The sequence below is a fragment of the Rhizobium sp. BK379 genome, from assembly GCF_014193955.1.
GTDB lineage: Bacteria > Pseudomonadota > Alphaproteobacteria > Rhizobiales > Rhizobiaceae > Rhizobium.
Genome location: NZ_JACIAD010000002.1, coordinates 556,710 through 572,487 on the forward strand (window position 1 = coordinate 556,710; position 15,778 = coordinate 572,487).

General features: G+C 61.2%; 15 protein-coding genes. 11 read left to right on the plus strand and 4 right to left on the minus strand.

Annotated features, from left to right (window positions below; all coding sequences use genetic code 11):
• Positions 1-11: 11 nt before the first annotated feature.
• The 3 genes from secD to ybaL form a co-directional block, all read right to left on the minus strand.
• Positions 12-2,561: a protein translocase subunit SecD gene (gene secD / locus FHT93_RS13760; protein ID WP_113211386.1), complete on the minus strand. Its 2,550-nt coding sequence runs from the start codon at positions 2,559-2,561 to the stop codon at positions 12-14.
• A gap of 94 nt (positions 2,562-2,655) precedes the next feature.
• Positions 2,656-3,075 (minus strand): hypothetical protein, encoded by a 420-nt coding sequence (locus tag FHT93_RS13765; protein ID WP_183847975.1) that lies wholly within the window; start codon positions 3,073-3,075, stop codon positions 2,656-2,658.
• 15 nt (positions 3,076-3,090) lie between these two features.
• Positions 3,091-4,908: a YbaL family putative K(+) efflux transporter gene (gene ybaL, locus FHT93_RS13770; RefSeq protein ID WP_183847977.1), complete on the minus strand. Its 1,818-nt coding sequence runs from the start codon at positions 4,906-4,908 to the stop codon at positions 3,091-3,093.
• Positions 4,909-4,942: 34 nt separating this feature from the next.
• Here ybaL and FHT93_RS13775 point away from each other — a divergent pair, with 34 nt between their 5' ends.
• The gene (locus tag FHT93_RS13775; RefSeq protein ID WP_113012953.1) at positions 4,943-5,248 is read left to right on the plus strand and encodes a helix-turn-helix transcriptional regulator; all 306 of its coding nucleotides are present in this window, start codon (positions 4,943-4,945) and stop codon (positions 5,246-5,248) included.
• A 6-nt stretch (positions 5,249-5,254) separates the two neighbouring features.
• On the opposite strand, the gene FHT93_RS13780 is transcribed toward FHT93_RS13775, so the two are convergent.
• A complete protein-coding gene (locus FHT93_RS13780; RefSeq protein ID WP_183847979.1) occupies positions 5,255-6,679 on the minus strand; it encodes a glycosyltransferase family 39 protein in 1,425 nt (474 codons plus the stop codon).
• 646 nt (positions 6,680-7,325) lie between these two features.
• Here FHT93_RS13780 and FHT93_RS13785 point away from each other — a divergent pair.
• From FHT93_RS13785 to FHT93_RS13830, 10 genes are all read left to right on the plus strand, one after another.
• Positions 7,326-8,954 (plus strand): globin-coupled sensor protein, encoded by a 1,629-nt coding sequence (locus FHT93_RS13785; protein WP_183847981.1) that lies wholly within the window; start codon positions 7,326-7,328, stop codon positions 8,952-8,954.
• Between the two features lie 63 nt (positions 8,955-9,017).
• Positions 9,018-9,314: an STAS domain-containing protein gene (locus FHT93_RS13790; protein WP_112541545.1), complete on the plus strand. Its 297-nt coding sequence runs from the start codon at positions 9,018-9,020 to the stop codon at positions 9,312-9,314.
• Positions 9,311-9,676, plus strand: coding sequence for a chemotaxis response regulator CheY1 (gene cheY1 / locus FHT93_RS13795; protein WP_003570362.1), 366 nt, complete (start codon positions 9,311-9,313; stop codon positions 9,674-9,676). Before FHT93_RS13790 ends, cheY1 begins: the two co-directional genes overlap by 4 nt.
• 20 nt (positions 9,677-9,696) lie before the next feature.
• On the plus strand, positions 9,697-11,997 hold the full coding sequence (locus tag FHT93_RS13800) for a chemotaxis protein CheA (protein ID WP_183847983.1): 2,301 nt from the start codon (positions 9,697-9,699) through the stop codon (positions 11,995-11,997).
• Positions 11,998-12,003: 6 nt separating this feature from the next.
• Positions 12,004-12,471: a chemotaxis protein CheW gene (locus FHT93_RS13805; protein ID WP_112541543.1), complete on the plus strand. Its 468-nt coding sequence runs from the start codon at positions 12,004-12,006 to the stop codon at positions 12,469-12,471.
• Entirely contained in the window at positions 12,468-13,379 is a 912-nt protein-coding gene (gene cheR, locus FHT93_RS13810; RefSeq protein WP_112541542.1) for a protein-glutamate O-methyltransferase CheR, read from the plus strand. Before FHT93_RS13805 ends, cheR begins: the two co-directional genes overlap by 4 nt.
• The gene (cheB, locus tag FHT93_RS13815) at positions 13,376-14,422 is read left to right on the plus strand and encodes a protein-glutamate O-methylesterase CheB (RefSeq protein WP_183847985.1); all 1,047 of its coding nucleotides are present in this window, start codon (positions 13,376-13,378) and stop codon (positions 14,420-14,422) included. Before cheR ends, cheB begins: the two co-directional genes overlap by 4 nt.
• Positions 14,422-14,811 carry a response regulator gene (locus FHT93_RS13820; RefSeq protein ID WP_007816129.1) on the plus strand — a complete coding sequence of 130 codons (390 nt, stop codon included), beginning with the start codon at positions 14,422-14,424 and terminating at the stop codon, positions 14,809-14,811. Before cheB ends, FHT93_RS13820 begins: the two co-directional genes overlap by 1 nt.
• On the plus strand, positions 14,808-15,362 hold the full coding sequence (gene cheD, locus FHT93_RS13825; RefSeq protein WP_112541540.1) for a chemoreceptor glutamine deamidase CheD: 555 nt from the start codon (positions 14,808-14,810) through the stop codon (positions 15,360-15,362). The genes FHT93_RS13820 and cheD overlap by 4 nt, the downstream gene beginning before the upstream one ends.
• A gap of 16 nt (positions 15,363-15,378) precedes the next feature.
• Complete coding sequence (locus FHT93_RS13830; RefSeq protein WP_112541539.1) at positions 15,379-15,768, plus strand: hypothetical protein; 390 nt, start codon at positions 15,379-15,381, stop codon at positions 15,766-15,768.
• The last annotated feature ends 10 nt before the right edge of the window (positions 15,769-15,778 follow it).

Sequence of the window (15,778 nt, forward strand, 5' to 3'; positions counted from 1 at the left end):
ATATCGGCGGTTTAGCCTGCCGTTTTGCGCGGCTGGCCTGCATCCGGCGGAATGATTTCCACGGCTGCATCGTTCGAAGCCGCGACTGCCTTGGCATGGCGGCGGCGCCAGTCGCCGAGGAAGAGCAGGATCGGCGCTGCGATGAAGATCGACGATGCAGCGGCAACGAGAATGCCGAAGGCCATTGGGATCGCGAAGCTTTCCACGGCACTGCCGCCCCAGATTGCCATCGGCAGCAGCGAGAGGAAGGCCGTCGCATTGGTATAGAGGCTTCGGGCCAGCGTCTCGTTGATCGACTTGTCGATGATTTCGCGCAGCGGCATCGACTTGTAGAGGCGCATGTTTTCACGCATGCGGTCGTAGACGACGACCTTGTCGTTCACCGAATAGCCGACCAGCGTCAGGATGGCTGCGATGGCCGTCAGGTTGAAGTCCAGTCCCGTCAACGCGAAGAAGCCGATCGCCTTGGTCACGTCGAGCACCAGAGTGACGATGGCGCCGACCGCGAACGGCCATTCGAAGCGGAACCAGATGTAGAACAGCATCGCAAGGCTTGCGACGACGACCGACAGGATACCGGCCCAGGCAAGCTCGCCGGAAACCTTCGGACCGATGACGTCGGTACCGGTCACGGTCGCCGACGGGTCGATCTTGACGATCTCGGCCTTCAGTTTGGTCACCGCGGCCGTCTGTGCTTCCTCACCACCGTCCTGGCGCTGCGCGCGCACCAGCATGGTCTTGTTGTCGCCGAAGGACTGCAACGCGACTTCGCCGAGGCCAAGGCCGTTCAGACCTTCGCGGAAGCGGCCGAGATCGGCAGCGTCCTGCGTCTTCACCGACATCTGGATACCGCCACGGAAGTCGACGCCGTAGTTGAGGCCCGGATAGATGAACAGGGCAATCGAAGCGATCGACAGCAGCGCGGAGACGGTCACGCCGAAGAAGCGTGCCTTCATGAACTGGATATGCTTGTCGTAGGGGCTGAAGGGGATCAGCGGCCTGATGTTCAGGACCTTCAACTTCCGACGACGGGCGATCTCGATCATCGTGACACGCACGAAGGCGACCGAGGTGAACATCGAGATGATCAGGCCGAGCGCCATGGTCACGGCAAAGCCGCGAACCGGGCCGGAGCCGAACCAGAACAGGATGGCGGCAGCGATGAGCGCCGTCATGTTGCCGTCGATAATGGTCGAGTAGGCACGGCGGAAGCCGGTGTCGATAGCCGCAAAGGCACTCTTGCCCTTGCGCGTTTCTTCACGGATGCGTTCGTTGATCAGGACGTTCGCGTCGACCGCAAGGCCGATGCCGAGCACGACGCCGGCGATGCCGGGCAGGGTGAGCGTCGCCCCGACAAGCGTCAGTGCCGAGAAGGTCAGGATCGTGTGGATCAGAAGCGCGATATTGGCGAGAATGCCCCAGGTGCCGTAGAGCACGAAGATGAAGGCGGCGACGAGCACGAAGCCGACGACGCCGGCATAAAGGCCCATCTTGATCGCGTCCGCGCCGAGGTCGGCGCCGACGGTGCGTTCTTCGATGACGGTCAGCTTGGCGGGCAGGGCGCCGGCGCGCAGCATGGCCGCGAGCGTATTGGCGCTCTCGGTCGTGAAGTTGCCGGAGATCTGCCCCGAACCGCCGGTGATCGGCTCGCGGATGACAGGTGCGCTCAGCACCTTGTCGTCAAGCACGATCGCGAAGGGATTGCCGACATTCTGACGGGTAATATCGGCAAAGCGGGTAGCACCGGCGCTGTCGAAGCGGAAGGTAACGACCGGCTGCTGGTTCTGGTCGAAGCTGACGCGGGCATCCGAGAGGCGGTCGCCGGAAATTTCGACGCGGTCGAGAACCGGATAGGAGTTGCCTTCGTCGTCCTTCATGATCGTCACGCCGGGGCCGGCCTGGCCGTTCGGGGCGAGCATATGGAAGGACATCTTGGCGGTGGAGCCAAGAAGTTCGCGAAGGCGGGACGGATCCTGTGCGCCCGGAAGCTGGACGAGAATACGGTTGGAGCCGATGCGCTGGATCGTTGGCTCGGCAACGCCGACCTGGTCGACGCGCTGGCGGATGACTTCAAGGCTCTGTGCGACGGCATTGTCGACATTGGTTGCAATACCGGCCGGCGAGAAGCCAATGGTGATATTGCCGCCGTCGGCCGTGACCGCAAGGTCGGACTGGCCGGCGCTGATGCCGCTGGAGATCACATTGCCAAGGGTGCGAAGCTGCGTGACGGCCGCATCGCTCTGCTGGGGATCGGCGAGCGAAACAACGATATTGTTATTGTTGCGGACGATCGACTTCGGCTGAATGTTCTTTTCGCGCAGCACGCGGCGCGCATCCTGCAGCAGCGAGTTCAGGCGCTCCTTGGTGAGGTCGGCTTCATCGACTTCGAGCACGAGGTGCGAACCGCCGCGAAGGTCTAGACCGAGAGAGACCTGGCTATGCGGCAGCCAGGCAGGAATGCGCTGGAGCACGCTTGGCGGCAGCGCGTTTGGAAGGGCGATCAACAGGCCGAGCACGATGATCACCGTATAGGTGAACACCAGCCATGGTGAATTGCGCATGTTTTAAGTCCTTGGATAATGCTTTGGCCCGCGCGACCGCGCTGCGGCATGTCTACATGTCTATTTGATCAGAAGCACCCGAAGGTGACGTGATTCAGGCAGCCTGCGGCGGTGCGCGGGGCTGGTGAGCCCGGGCTGTGGCAGGCCGCAGCGGGGCTTCGAACTCAGGTGCCGGGGCGGCCTGGCGCCAGTCGGCAATATGCAGTGCGGGCGCAGCGTTCAGCGATGCCGGGCCGGCATCGTGGACCTGCTGTTTCGGTGCCATCTTGCGGTCGCTGATCAGCAAGCCGCGAATGGCGTCGCGCGCAGTCACCTGCGACTGCTGCGAATCCCGGCTGGAAGACGACAGGCTGTTCGGCGCCGACGACGGGCTGATGACGATATTGCCGCCGAAGAGCAGGCCGAGATAGGCGAGAAACGCGACGACAACGGAAGCGGCAATACGACTTGCCAGACGGCGCTGACCCAGCTCCGTCTCCCCTGTCTCAGCGATTTCACTCCCAAATCGGCTCAAAGGCGCGCCAATCTCTCATTCTTTTTCCGGCGGAGGCTCCACCGACGGCACGATTGTACCAGCCGAAGGTCCGTCTTCATAGGGTGCACTGTCATGATGCACTTGAGCGAGCCGGTCAACCATGCCAAGCGCAATTTCCCGCTCACCCATGATCACGGTATCGGCGCCGTATTGCCGCAGTTCGTCTACCTCGGCGTCGGAATGAGCGCGCGCGACGATCAGGATCGATGGATTGATGGTGCGGCCCTGCTCGGCAATGCTGCAGGCTTCGAAGGCATTCGGAATGGCGATGACGAGGCTGCGGGCGCCGGCGATATTGGCGAGGCCGAGTGTTTCGCGGCTGACGGCATTTCCGGAGAGCACTTCGATTCCCTGCGCAAGCAGCTCTGCAATGCGCTTGTCGGAATCCTCGATGACAAGGAAAGGAGTGCCTGCGGACTTGAGGTTCTGGCCGACAATGCTGCCGACGCGGCCATAGCCGACGAGGATTGCGTGGCCGCTCAGTGCCGTCGGGTGAACGTCGTCCGCGTCAACGTGTTCTTCCACATGTGCTGTGACGGTATCCGTTGCCGGAACTGGAGCTTCCGCCGGCTCCTCGCGCTTGGCTTCGAGGAGCGGCCGCATGCGGTCACAGACGAAGAAGAGCAGGGGGTTGAGAATGATCGAGATGATCGCGCCGGCAAGGATCAGGTCTCGGCCTTCCTCCGGCAGCAGGCCGAGATCGACGCCGAGGGCGGCGAGGATGAAGGAAAATTCGCCGATCTGCCCGAGGCTCGCGGAGATCGTCAGCGCCGTGCCGACCGGCTTCCTGAAAAGCAGGACGATCAGGAACGCCGCCACGGATTTGCCGATCACGATGATGAAGACGGTCGCGAGTACCGGCAGCGGCCTTTCGATCAGGATGTTCGGATCGAACAGCATGCCGACGGAGACGAAGAAGAGCACCGCAAAGGCATCGCGAAGCGGCAGGCTTTCCTGGGCGGCGCGATGGCTGAGTTCGCTTTCGGCGAGAACCATGCCGGCAAAGAAGGCGCCGAGTGCCAGCGACACGCCGAAAAGCTTGGATGCGCCAAAGGCGACGCCGAGTGCGATGGCCAGCACGCCGAGGCGGAAAAGCTCGCGCGAGCCGGTATGGGCGATGCGATGCATCGTCCAGGGAATGAGCTTGCGGCCGAAGACCAGCATGAGCGCGACGAACAGCGCGACCTTGACCAGCGTCATGGCGATGATGCCGCCGACGCCGAGATCGAGGCCGAGAAGCCGGTTGAGGCCCGCCGAAAGAGGTTCGACCGGGCCATGACCATCGCCGGTGATACTGGCCGCGGCCGGGATCAGCACCAGAGCCAGCACCATGGCTAGGTCTTCGACGATCAGCCAGCCGACGGCGATACGCCCGCGTTCCGTTTCGACAAGACGCCGCTCCTGCAGGGCTTTCAGCAGCACCACCGTCGAGGCGACGGAAAGCGCAAGGCCGAAGACGAGGCTGCCCCCCGTCGGCCACCCGAGAAATGCGCCGAGACCCCAGCCGAGCAGCGTGGCAAAGCCGATCTGTACGACAGCACCCGGCACCGCGATGCCTCGCACGGAGAGCAGGTCCTTAAGGGAAAAGTGCAGGCCGACGCCGAACATCAGCAGGATGACGCCGATTTCCGCAAGCTCCGGCGCAAGGCTTTGATCGGCAACGAAACCCGGGGTATGGGGGCCGACGAGAACGCCCGCGACAAGATATCCCACAAGTGGAGGAAGGCGCAGGCGATTGGCGATCGCGCCTAGAATAAATGCCAGCACGAGGCCGCCGACGATTGTCGAAATCAAAGGCGTATCGTGAGGCATCGCTCTCTCCCGGTCTGGAAATCCTGTTCAAAACATGACATATATGATTTATATCGACCAATATGGGCGGCTTGGAATTATGGGTCAAGGTGCAAAAGAAACAATTCTGACGCCCGCTTTGTGCCGAGCGGCTCGTGGGCTGCTTGATTGGACTCAGACGGATCTTGCTGACAAGGCAGCCGTCTCCCGCAGCACGATCCGCGACTATGAAGGCCGTCATCACGAAATCCATCGCGCGACGGAGGCACAGTTGCGCCTTGCCTTCGAGGAGGGCGGCGTAAAATTTATCGAAATAGAAGGCTGCGGAACCGGCCTCTGCCTGCCCGGCCCCGTGAATTGAACTTCCTCAGGGCCGCATCAGGCAGGCCGCGCCGACCTTGTAGACATAGATCGTATCGCCTTTGTAGTTACCTTTTTCCGGCTGCCAGCTTTTCAGCATTTCCGGCGTTTCGTTTGCGCAGTTCAGCGGCTTGGAAGTAAGGAATAGGACTTGCCCGCTGGTATCGGCCGGCAGGGCGAATTCTTGCTCGTAATAGCTGTCCGGCAGATCGGCCGGCGGACGGGCATAGATCTTGTAGGACGTATCCCGCAGAGTGTGGAAGAGGTCGGCGACCATGTCCCTGTTGTCGGTGACGATGATGCCGGCGCCGGCCTGCGCTGCAAGGTCGGCAGCCTCACGGCTGACTTCGGACCGGCCGAGATAGCGTTCCATGACTTCCTTGCCGTTGGGCAGCACCAGTTGATGCGAGAAGATCGGTGCGAAAGGGAAGAGCAGGCAGGCAATGCCATTGATGGTGAGCGATGTTCTGAGCCCCTTCGGCCACAGGCGATAAAGCACCCAGACGGCCAGCACGATGCCTGCCACATAGGCCGTTACGGCCCAGTTGGCATAGGCTTTGGCAATTGTCGCCTGCAAGGTAATGAGCAGCACGACCGGGATCGACAGCCAGACGAGTATCTTCTCGCGCGGCTCGCTGCGGCCGCGGATCATGTTCCAGACGGCCCAGAGCATGGCAAAGAAGACGATCGGGCCGACGACGCCAAACTGCGCCGAGAAGAATTCCAGCCCGCCGCGGATATTGATGCCGAGATCGCTCCAGTGGGCGATATCCTGCGTGTGGCGCACCGTCGTATTGTTGTTCTGGAGGTTCCACCAGAGGTTCGGGACGGCGACGACTGCCGATGTAACGACCCCGATGATGAAATCGCGCACCGAGATGCGCGCCGCCGGAATGAGCAGCATCGCGATCGCGCCGCCCGGCACAAGGAAGAGCACGGCATATTTCGTCAGGAACGCCAGCCCGACGCCGACACCCATGAGGAGAGCCAGCCCGACAGAGCGACGCCGCATCAACTCGAAATAGGCAATGAGCGCAATGCCTATGAAGAAGAGCAGGATGACGTCGGTGGAAAAGAAGACAGAGGAAAGCGCAACCGCCGGCAGCGTGATATAGGTCGCGCCGACCCAGCCTTCGATCTCCGGCCCGATGAAGCGCTTCGCCATTTTCATCAGCACCAGCGCGGTTGCCATGTGGAAGAGAGGGCCGGGAAACCGCAGCCAGTAAATGTCGCTGGAGCCGGTAAGCTCGGTAAAGATCCTGAGCACCCAGGCGATCATCGGCGGTTTTGAATAATAGCCGAAATCGAGATTCTGAGACCAGAACCAGTATTGCGCCTCATCGACGAACAGATCCGTTGTATCAAAATGAAGCGTCACGAGGCGGAAAATCGTGAACGCCAGAATGATGAAGAGGCCGGTCCGAGCTGACATTAATTGGTTACTTCCGCTGACACAGGAGCGCGTGTCGATACACCAACGGTATCGGGCTGCCAACGGGAAAGGTAAGGAGCGTCGGAGGGCGGCGTCTTAGAAGACGCGAAGAGTGCGGCTGTCGCGGTGTGCCGCGATCACATCGAGGAGGGTGATGGCCGCGGCGATCGCAATCGCGATCAGGCAGGAACCCATTCCGAGAACTATCATTTCTCTTTCCTTGTTGACATCATGTCAGGCTCTTCAAATCGGCTCTATAACATAGAGCTTGCGTGTGCCTTGTAGCAGCGATGCAACTCTGTGCCAGTATTTACTAGGTCAAGTCTGGCGAATTGTTTCAAAAGCTATCGACGCGAAGGGCTTATTAACCTTCAAGCAAGGAATTAACCATAAACATTGAGTTACACGTCGGAATGGGAAGATGCACTCGTTCCCACCAGGCATGACGCCGCCCCGCCGTACCGGGTCGATCCGGTATCCATCTCTTCAGGCAGCTCCGAAACAGAATTGCTGATCAGGAGGCTTCAGTCCGTCGGTCGTTACCGATGGCGAAGACGGTCTCCGTGCGTAGCGTTCTTCGGAAACGTCAAAAGTTTTTGGCCGGGTTAGCCCGGAAAGTGGTTGGGGACAGGCGTTGGGGCAGGATATGCCATCAGATCAGGCTCGGGGAGCACAGGCAGGCAGCCTGCGTGATCGCCTGCGCTTTGCAGGTCTCGACACCGACCAGTGCGAGATGGTCCGCCGTAATCGGCCTGCCCTTGAAGCTCATCTGAAGGCCGGCCTGCGCGATCTCTTCCATCGTTTCCAGTCTTTCCCGGATGCCGCGCGCAATTTCGAAAGCGAGCGTCAGATCGAGCGCCTTCACGATCTGCAATCCTCACACTGGGATGTGTTGACGGATGCACGTTTCGACAGCCTCTACGCGGAACGCGTCAAGGTTCTCTCCGATACCGAAAGCAAGATCGGCCTGGATCCCCGCTGGCACGTGGCAGGCCACGGCGTCATGCTGGAGCACGTGATTTCCGGTCTCGCCGATGAACTGGCCGGCCGCCCGGTCCTGCCATCGGCCAAGCGTCGTGCTCGCGAGATCACCGACCTGATGACATCGATCCTCCGTATCGTGATGGTCGATGTCGAAATCGCCGTCTCGCTGCGTTTCAATGCGCTGCGCGCCACGCAGCAGCGCGTACTCGCCGATCAGCGTGCCGAAGGTGAGGCGGAAATCGCCCGTATCTTCAGTGACGTCATAGAAAGCCTGTCAGCCCGGGACTTGACGCAGCGCGCACCGGTCGATGGCGCTCACGCCGACATTGCTGCAGCGCTGAACGCGGCCCTCGACAACCTCCAGACGGAATTTGCTGCGATTGCCGAGCGCAATGCGAAGGCCGAAGCCGGAACACAATTGCTTGCCGGCGCATCCCGCAGCTTTGCCGGCAATGCCTCCGGTCAGGCCGGGCGCCTGCAGCTTTCCGCTGCCGCCCTTGCCGGCATTGCCGAGCGGGTCCGCGAGGGTGCTGCCGGCAGCCGCGCCGCCGAAAAGGCTGCTGCCGCTACCCGTGCGGCCGTCGAGGAAAGCGGCGAGGTCGTCGGCCGGGCAATCAACGCCATGGCTGATATCGAACAGTCTGCGGAGAAGATCGGCCAGATTATCGGCGCGATCGACGAGATCGCCTTCCAGACGAACCTGCTTGCCCTGAATGCTGGCATCGAAGCCGCACGCGCCGGCGAATCTGGCCGCGGCTTTGCCGTCGTGGCGCAGGAAGTGCGGGCACTCGCCCAGCGCTCCGCAGAAGCGGCCCGTGAAATCAAGACGCTGGTGACCACCACCAAGACGCAGGTCGATGCCGGCGTTCAGATGGTCGGACGCACGCAGGATTCGATTGCCAGCATCGTCCGCCAGGTGACTGACATCAACGCCGCGATCGCCAATATCGCCAGCGAGACCGGTGAACATGCCGCCGGCCTCGAAGCCGCGACTGCCGATGTAAAGGGTCTCGGCGGCGAAGTGGCAGACAATGCAAGCTTCGCCGAGCGTTCTGCCGAAGGCGCCGATCACCTCTACACGGTCATTCTCGAGCTTGGCCAGACGATCCGTGAATTCCGCATTGCCCGTGAAAACACTTATGCAACCCGGCCGCAGCCGGCACGTGCCGCCCCGCCCCAGCAGGTTGCGATCGCGGCGCGTCCGGAAGCGGTCGAAGACGAATACGAAAACGACGATTTTACCATGCCGTTGCCTGTCGCGAGAGCGGGAGGTGGGCGGAATGTTTACTAACCTATCGGATTATGACGCCGGCTCGCTTTCGCGGGTTGGGGACAAGGGGACAAGGAAAAGCTGATGGCAGCAAAGAAGAGTGCCAAGACGCTGGAGTTGCCAGCGGTTCTTGATCTCAATGAGGCGTCCGCATTGCGCGACAAGCTTCTCTCCATGCGCGGAAACCCTCTGGCGATCGATGCTTCGGCAGTCGAACGCATCGGCGCTCTTTGCGCCCAGGTTCTGATGGCCGCCGAGAAGACCTGGGACCAGGACAAGCAGTCGATCACCTTCTCGAAGGTGTCCGACGCATTCACGAAAACCATGCAGTTGGTTGGCGTCGACATCGACCATCTGCTTGCCAAGGAGATCCGGCAATGAAGAAGAAAGTATTGACGGTGGACGATTCCCGTACCATCCGGAACATGCTTCTCGTAACCCTGAACAACGCGGGTTTCGAGACGATCCAGGCTGAAGACGGCGTTGAAGGCCTCGAGGTTCTCGAAGAGTCCAATCCTGACGTCATTGTCACCGACATCAACATGCCGCGCCTCGACGGCTTCGGCTTCATCGAAGGTGTCCGTCGCAACGAGAAGTACCGTGCGATCCCGATCCTGGTGCTGACCACTGAAAGCGACGCGGAAAAGAAGAACCGTGCCCGCCAGGCTGGTGCCACCGGCTGGATCGTCAAGCCCTTCGACCCCGCCAAGCTGATCGATGCCATCGAGCGTGTAACCGCCTAAAAAGCCCAGGATTTGCTCCTATGGATATGAACGAAATCAAAGAGATCTTTTTCCAGGAGTGCGAGGAACAGCTCGCCGAACTGGAATCCGGTCTCCTGAAAATGAATGATGGCGATCGCGACCCGGAAACCGTCAATGCGGTTTTCCGCGCGGTCCATTCGATCAAGGGCGGTGCCGGTGCCTTCGGTCTGGATGACCTCGTCGCCTTCGCCCACGTCTTCGAGACCACACTTGATTGCGTTCGTTCCAACAAGCTTGAGCCGAACCAGGACGTCCTGAAGGTCATGCTGAAGTCGGCCGACGTGCTCGCCGACCTGACCAATGCTGCCCGCGATGGCGGCAGCGTCGATGAAAGCAGAAGCCGCGGCCTGGTCAAGGAACTGGAAGCGCTTGCCCACGGCGAGATGCCGTCTCCCTCGGCAGTTTCCGAGGCGCCCGCACCGAAGCCGGTTCCCAAGGCCGCTGCTGCTCCGGCTGCCGCAGCCCCGACTCCGAAGCCGACCGACGATAGCGGCTTCCAGCCGATCCCCTTCTCCTTCGACGATTTCGGCGGTGAAGAGAAGCCGATCGATCTGCCGGCCTATGAAATCATCTTCAAGCCGCGCTTCGAACTCTATTCAAAGGGTAATGACGCCACCCTTCTGCTGCGTGATCTCTCCCGCCTCGGCGAGATGAGCATCTATTGCAACACCGATGCTCTGCCCGGCCTCGATGAGATCGATCCGGAAGGCGCCTATTTCTTCTGGAACATCACGATCAAGACGGACAAGGGCGAAGACGCCATCCGCTCGGTCTTCGAATTCGCCGAATGGGATTGCGATCTGACCGTAAGGCCGGCAGAGGACAGCAAGCCCGGCGACACCAATGAAGAACTGCCGATGATCCCGGTCCCGTTCGATCTCTCGATCCTGGATGATGGCGGTGCCTCTGAAGCACCGGCTGCTGCCGAGACCACGGCCGACGATACGGCCGCGGCCGTTGCTGCTGCCGAAACGGCGACCAACGTCACGCAGATGGCTGCTGCTGCCGCCCGTGTCGAAAAGAAGGAATCGGCTGCCGCCGCTGCGGCTGCAGCAGCAAGTGCTGCCGCCCAGAACAATGCCGCTGCCAGCGCCGGCCAGACGATCCGCGTCGATCTCGATCGCGTCGACCGCCTGATCAACCTCGTCGGCGAGCTTGTCATCAACCAGGCGATGCTCTCCCAGAGCGTCATCGAAAACGATACGACCGGCACGTCCTCGATCAATATGGGCCTCGAAGAGCTGCAGCAGCTCACCCGCGAGATCCAGGACTCGGTCATGGCGATCCGCGCCCAGCCCGTGAAGCCGGTCTTCCAGCGCATGTCGCGTATCGTCCGCGAAATTGCCGACATGACCGGCAAGTCGATCCGCCTGATCACTGAAGGTGAAAACACCGAAGTGGACAAGACGGTCATCGACAAGCTGGCCGAGCCGCTGACGCACATGATCCGCAACGCCGTCGACCACGGTATCGAAACGCCTGAAAAGCGTGCTGCTGCCGGCAAGAACACCGAAGGCACGGTCCGCCTGACGGCAAAACATCGTTCGGGCCGCATCCTGATCGAACTGGCCGACGACGGCGCCGGCATCAACCGCGAGAAGGTCCGCCAGAAGGCGATCGCCAACGAGCTGATTTCGCCTGACGCCAACCTGTCGGATGAGGAAATCGATAACCTGATCTTCCTGCCGGGCTTCTCTACGGCCGACAAGATCTCCGACATTTCCGGTCGCGGTGTCGGCATGGACGTCGTCAAGCGCTCGATCCAGGCGCTCGGCGGTCGCATCAACATCACCTCGAAGCCGGGCCATGGTTCCGTCTTCACGATGAGCCTGCCGCTGACGCTCGCTGTTCTCGACGGCATGGTGGTCACGGTCGCCGGCCAGACGCTGGTCGTGCCGCTGACGGCCATCGTCGAAACCCTGCAGCCGGAAGCCGCCGCGATCCACTCCTTCGGTGCGAGCCACCGGCTGATCTCGATCCGCAATTCCTTCTGCCCGCTGGTCGATGTCGGTCGCATCCTGAACTTCCGCGCCACCCAGGCAAACCCGGTCGAAGGTGTCGCCCTTCTCGTCGAATCCGAAGGCGGCGGTCAGCGCGCCCTCATGGTCGATGCGATCCAGGGGCAGCGTCAGGTCGTTATCAAGAGCCTCGAGGCGAACTACACCCACGTTCCGGGCATCGCTGCCGCAACCATCCTCGGTGACGGTCGCGTGGCCCTCATCCTGGACGTGGATGCGGTGGTCGGCGCCTCGCGCGGACAGTCCCTCAAGGCGGAAATGTCTCTGGCGGCAGTAGGATAAGAGGCAATGTCGTACACGGCGAAAAATCTGACCCTCGGCGGAAACGAGCTTATCGCATTCCGCATCGGCGATCAGGAATTCTGCGTGAACATCATGGCGGTCCGCGAGATCCGGGGCTGGACCCCGGCGACCGGAATGCCACACTCGCCATCCTATATGGTGGGCGTCATCAATCTGCGTGGTGCAGTGCTGCCGATCATCGATCTGTCGGCCCGGCTCGGCATGAAGCCGACCGATCCGAGTGCCCGTCACGTCATCATCGTCGCCCAGGTCCACCACAAGGTGGTGGGCCTGCTGGTCGATGCTGTTTCCGACATCCTGACCGTCACCGACGATGACATTCAGCCGACACCCGAGATCTCCTCGGACCTTCAGCGTCAGTTCGCTCGCGGCATTCTCTCGATCGAAAAGCGAATGATCTGCCTGATCGAACTCGAAGCCCTGTTCCCAGATACCGAAAGCGAAGCCGCATGAATGCACTTGGCGTAAAAGATCAGAGGCAGCCTGGTGCCGACGAGGTTCTGGCGAGCGGCGAATACCCGCTGACGCGCCGCGATCTCTCGGAAATCGCCGCCATGATCTATGCGGATGCCGGCATCTTTCTCAATGAGACGAAGGCTTCGCTGGTCTACTCTCGTCTGTCGAAGCACATCCGCAATCTCGGCCTTTCGGGCTTTCGCGAATATTGCGATCTTGTCGCCTCGCCGGCCGGTGCTGCCGCCCGGCGCGAGATGCTGTCGCACCTGACGACAAATTTCACGCGCTTCTTCCGCGAGAACCATCATTTCGAACACTTGCGCGACCACGTCCTGCCCGATCTTCTGAACCGGGCGCGTGCCGGCGGCCGTGTGCGGATATGGTCGGCTGCGTCCTCGGATGGGCAGGAGCCCTATTCGATCGCGCTGACCGTCCTCTCAATGATGCCGAATGTCGCCGACTACGACTTCAAGATTCTCGCGACCGACATCGACCCGAAGATCCTCGCGGTCGCCCGTACCGGTGCCTACGATGAAAACGCGCTGGAAACCGTCTCGCCTGCCATGCGTAAGCAATGGTTTACCGAGGTCGAGATGCAGGGGCGCCGCAAGTACCAGGTCGACGACCGCGTGAAGCGTCTCATCACCTACAACGAGCTGAACCTGATGGCCCAGTGGCCGTTCAAGGGCAAGTTCGACGTCATCTTCTGCCGCAACGTCGTCATCTATTTCGACGAGCCGACGCAGATGAAGATCTGGCAGCGCTTCGCCGGCCTGCTGCCGGAAGGGGGTCATCTCTATATCGGCCACTCCGAGCGAGTTTCGGGCGAAGCCAAGAACGTCTTCGACAATATCGGCATCACCACCTATCGCTATACGACCAAGGGTATCGGGAGGAAGGCATGAGCGCTCCGGCAAGAGTTCTCGTCGTTGACGACTCGCCGACCATGCGCGGCCTGATCTCGGCCGTTTTGAGCTCGGATCCCGAAGTCGATGTCATCGGTCAGGCCGGCGATGCCCTGGAAGCGCGCGAGGCGATCAAGCGGCTGAACCCGGATGTGGTGACGCTCGATATCGAGATGCCGAACATGAACGGTCTCGAGTTCCTCGAGAAAATCATGCGCCTGCGGCCCATGCCCGTCATCATGGTCTCGACCATGACGCATCGCGGCGCGGAGGCGACACTCGCCGCCCTCGAAATCGGTGCCTTCGATTGCGTCGGCAAACCGCAGCCGGGCGAGCCGCGCCCATTCGGCGACCTCATCGAGAAGGTGAAGGCCGCCGCCCGCACACAGCGCAATTTCGCCAAGCCGGCCATGCCTGCCGCTGTCATACCGACCGCAGTGGCCGATTTCCGCGTCGGCCGCAAGATCGTCGCGATCGGTTCTTCGACCGGTGGCGTTGAAGCCCTGATCGCCGTGCTGCAGAAATTCCCGGCGAATTGCCCGCCGACCGTCATTACTCAGCATATGCCGCCGACCTTCACGAAGAGCTTTTCCGAGCGGCTGAACCGCCTCTGTGCGCCGGTCGTGGAGGAAGCGACCGATGGCGCCCGTCTCGAGATCGGCAAGGTCTATCTCGCACCCGGCGGCGAACGTCATCTGCAGGTCTCCAATGCATCGGCGCCCTGCTGCCGGCTGGTGGAACGGGCGCCGGTCAATGGCCACCGCCCGTCGGTCGACGTGCTCTTCGATTCGGTTGCCGAACTCGCCGGGCGCAATGCCGTTGGCGTTATCCTTACCGGCATGGGGCGCGATGGCGCCGCCGGGCTGTTGAAAATGCGCCACGCAGGGGCAAGAACGCTCGGTCAGAACGAAAAAACCTGCGTTGTTTACGGAATGCCAAGAGTTGCCTACGAACTTGGCGCAGTTGAGCAGCAGCTACCGCTGACTGCTATCGGCGAAGAGATACTGAAAATGACAGCCGCCCGAAAGGAAGGGACAGAATAATGTCGATCGCGGAGAAAATCAAAGTTCTGATCGTTGACGATCAGGTTACAAGCCGCTTGCTGCTCAGCGACGCTCTGACGCAGCTGGGCTTCAAGCAGATCACCTCTGCCGGCGATGGCGAGCAGGGCATGAAGATCATGGCGGAGCAGCCCCATCATCTCGTCATCTCCGACTTCAACATGCCGAAGATGGATGGCATCGGCTTCCTTCAGGCCGTGCGCAGCAACCCGAACACCAAGAAGGCGGCCTTCATCATCCTCACCGCACAGGGCGACCGTGCGCTGGTGACCAAGGCAGCGCAGCTTGGCGCAAACAACGTTCTGGCGAAGCCCTTCACCATCGAAAAGATGAAAGCGGCCATCGAAGCCGTGTTTGGAGCCCTGAAATGATCACTGAGGGTGCGGCCCGCCGCGTGCACATCATTCAGGGTGAATACAAGGTCTTGAGTGATCCGGATGCGGTGCTTTCGACCATCCTTGGCTCGTGCGTGGCAGCCTGCCTCAGAGATCCCGTCGCAGGTGTCGGCGGCATGAACCACTTCCTGCTGCCGGGGACAGGCAACACCCCGATGACCGGCGGCGATGCCACGCGCTACGGCGTGCATCTCATGGAACTGCTGATTAACGGCCTCCTGAAAAAGGGCGCGCGGCGCGACCGGCTGGAGGCCAAGATCTTCGGAGGAGCGAAGACGATCTCGACATTCTCGAATGTCGGCGAGCAGAACGCAGCCTTCGCCATGCAGTTCCTTCGAGATGAAGGCATTCCGGTGGTCAGCTCCAGCACGGGCGGTGAGCATGGACGCAAGATCGAATACTGGCCGGTGTCCGGCCGTGCCCGGCAATACCCCCTGACCGGCGCCGAAACCCAGAGAACTGTCGCTCTCGAGCAGCGCCCCGCCGCTCCGCAAAAGCCCGCCGAGACCAGTATCGAATTCTTTTAATGGCGAGGATTTTTATATGACTTTTACACCGATGATCGAGCCGCCATCGCCGGTTGAGGCGCTCAGCGACGTATTGATGCGCATTGTCTCCGAGCTTCACGACGTTGCCTACCTGATCGAACGGATCGAACCTCAGCTGATCGAACTGGGCGGCTCGGAAATCCTCAATTCTCCCGATAGCATGAAGGTGATGCAGGGTATCGATCTCGCCGTGCAGAAATCACGCGGCCTCGCCGAGTTCATCGACACCATCACCGGTGAAATTCCGCATAACTGGTCGATCGATGTCGCGACCGCACTCAGCCTCGTCAAGCTTGCCGAGATGCAGAAAGCGCTCGGCGGCGGTACGCGCCACGGCCACTCCCAGCCGCTCAGCAAGGCTGCTGGCGACTTCGATTTCTTCTGATACTGCAATT